The following is a 740-nucleotide window of genomic DNA, read 5'->3' as shown; positions in this document are numbered from 1 at the left end:
GCAAAGCTTCTGAATCTTCAGGTAGGAGATACCATTACCCTGGAGCGGGAAAATAAGGAGTTTCACGCAAAAGTGTCTGTAATTACAGAAAACTACATGGGACACTACATCTATATGACCCCAAAGGTATATGAACAGACCTTTGGGGAAGAACCGGATTATCAGGATGTTGTATTTTCTGTAAAGGATGAATATCTGGAGCAGGCAGAGGAAATCGGAAAAGAGATTATTGAACAGCCGGGAGCCCTCAGTATCAGCTATACCTCCAGTCTGGCTGCCCAGGTGGAACGAATGCTCAGCACATTGGGAATTGTTATTGTAGTGCTGATCGTTTCAGCGGGAATGCTTGCATTTGTAGTGTTGTATAATCTGAATAATATTAATATTACAGAGAGACAGAGAGAACTGGCAACTCTGAAGGTTCTGGGCTTCTACGACAAAGAGGTTTCTCAATACGTACTGAGAGAAAACATTCTTCTGACTATTGCGGGGATTATTTTTGGCTCGGGATTCGGAGTTCTGCTTCACAGATATATTATTGTAACGGTTGAGGTGGACGCAGTAATGTTCGGGCGGGATATCCGTCCTGTAAGCTTTTTGTACTGTGCTGTGATAACCTGCATTTTTTCCATGATCGTAAACTGGTTTATGCACAGGAAGCTGACAAAGATCGACATGGTAGAATCTCTGAAATCAGTAGAGTAAAAGGAGTTACAGATCAGGGATCACTGTCCTGTGAG

1 protein-coding gene is annotated in these 740 nt (G+C 42.8%); it reads left to right on the top strand.

The window, feature by feature from the left end; genetic code table 11:
• Positions 1–705 (top strand): ABC transporter permease (locus QVP40_RS09430; protein ID WP_288200447.1); only part of this gene is annotated, 705 nt, incomplete at its 5' end.
• Positions 706–740: the final 35 nt, after the last annotated feature.

Origin of the sequence: Blautia sp. CAG:257, assembly GCF_000433815.1 — a bacterium.
In the GTDB taxonomy this organism is placed as follows: Bacteria; Bacillota; Clostridia; order Lachnospirales; family Lachnospiraceae; genus Blautia_A; species Blautia_A caecimuris.
This window is presented reverse-complemented; position numbering and strand designations above follow the sequence as displayed.